A 2,005-nucleotide genomic window follows, 5' to 3' on the forward strand; every position below is an offset into this window, starting at 1 on the left:
CCCGCCCGGCACGCGGTCGCCACCGAACGCATCCGCGAGGTCTGCGCCCAACTCGTCGAGGACTACCCTGCCGCGTGGTCGAAGCAGTTCACCGACGACCTCGACCGGCTGGTCGCCGAGGTGACGGAACTGCTGCGCCGCATGGGCCTCGCGACCCGGTGCGAAGAAGGCTGGTCGATCAGCGCGGCCGCGCACCGCTGGCTGCCCGAACCCGACGGCGACCCCGAACGTGAACAACCGGAACCCGTTGTGGTGCCTGAAGTACCGAGCTGGTCCCTGTTCGATGAGGAGAACGTGTCATGAGCAGGTGGCGGCTGCACCGCGGCGGCGTGGTCAACATCTGGCAGTACACCGAGCAGACGTTCGACTTCTCCGGTGGCCGCGCGATCTTCCAGGGCACCAACGGTTCCGGCAAGTCCCGCACGCTGGAGCTGCTGCTGCCGCTGTGCCTGGACGGCGACCTGCGCCAGCTCGGCTCGAAGGGCTTCGACACGGTCAGCATCCGGCGCCTGATGCTGGACGACTACGACGGCGGCCCGAACCGCATCGGCTACGCGTGGGTCGAACTGATCCGCGAAGCCGCGGACCACAGCGGCAACGAGTACCTGACGTGCGGGTTGGGCGTGAAGGCGTCCAAGACCTCGCAGGCCATCACGGACTCGTGGCGGTTCGTCACGCCGATGCGCGTCGGCACGGAACTGCAGCTCGCGGGCCCGGAACGCGTCCCGCACGGCCCGGCCCAGCTGCGCGACCTCATCGGCGCGGACTGCATGTTCGAGGAACCGGCGTTCCGCGCGAAGATCGCCGACGCGGTCTACGGCGTGCCCGCCGCGCGGTACGGCGACCTGCTGCACCTCCAGCGGACGCTGCGCAACCCGGACGTCGGCCTGAAGGTGCTGGAAGGGCAGCTGGAACAGATCCTCAGCGACGCCCTGCCGCCACTGGACCAGGCTATGGTCGAGCAGCTCGCGACGTCGTTCGACGACCTGGAGTCGATCCGCGAGAACATCGTGCGACTGTCCTCCGCGGACAGTGCGCTCAGCACGTTCCTCAAGACCTACAGCGACTACGCGTTCGGCGGACTCAGGAGTGCCTCCGAACGGCTCGACGCCGCCGAGAGGTCGGTGACGAAGCTGCGGCGCGAGCAGTCGAAGCTGACGCAGGAGCTGGACGTCACGCGGATGGAACGCGCCGCCTCCGAGCAGGCACTTGTCGACATGGAGACCGGCGAGCAACAAGCCGAGGAAACGATCGCGGCGTTGAAGGAACTGCCGGCGTTCCGCGATCTCCAGGACCTCAAGACGCGCGAGAACCTGGTGGCGGAGAAGCGTTCTTCCGCGGTTGCGGCTCTGGAAACGGCCCATCGCCAGCGCGCTCAGGAAGACGCCGCTGTGGACAACGTGCTGCGGCTGCTCAGGCGACTGGCTGAGGATCTGCAGGCCGCCGACGCGTTGAGCGACCCGTTGCGCGAGAACCTCAGGCTCGCGGGCATGGACTCCGACCTCGCGCCGGACGTCCCGCAGGTCCCGCCCGCCGAGGCCACCGTGACCACGGATTCCGTGCGCGCCAAGCCCGATCCCGAGGCCGGACCGCTGCCGATCGAACGCCGCGTGCCGCCTGCCGCCGCGACCGAGGACGTGCTGGCCTCGCTGGCGTCGGTGATCGACCAGACCTCGGGCATCGCTTCCCTTGCTCGCCAACGGGGTGCCTTGGCGCTGTCGTTGCACGAGCAGGCGTTGGCCCTGGACTCGCAGCACCGCGAGGTGGAGTCGTTGCGGCAGAAGGCCCGTGACGCCCAGCTCGGCGCGACCGAGTCGACCGCGTTGCGCAACCAGGAGCTGCAGGAGCTGGCCGAGGTCGTGCAGACCTGGCTGGAGCAGGTCGAGGCGTGGACGTCCAGCGGGCCTCTGCTCGACGAACGCCCAGCGGATGCGTTGGCGCTGCCCCAGACCCCGGACCCGGCTGCGGCGAAGGCGTTGAGCGGCAAGGCCCGCGAGTGGGTCGG

Annotated in this window: 1 protein-coding gene and 1 pseudogene; both read left to right on the plus strand. The window is 69.4% G+C overall.

Annotated elements, in window-relative coordinates; translation table 11 throughout:
* The coding region (locus UK23_RS40865) for a DUF2398 family protein (protein WP_045317176.1) at positions 1 to 303 on the plus strand (303 nt) is incomplete at its 5' end.
* A pseudogene (locus UK23_RS40870) lies at positions 300 to 2,005 on the plus strand (TIGR02680 family protein); the annotation flags it as partial. The gene UK23_RS40865 and the pseudogene UK23_RS40870, both read left to right, overlap by 4 nt.

It is taken from the genome of Lentzea aerocolonigenes, from assembly GCF_000955955.1.
GTDB classification, from domain to species: Bacteria; Actinomycetota; Actinomycetes; order Mycobacteriales; family Pseudonocardiaceae; genus Lentzea; species Lentzea aerocolonigenes_A.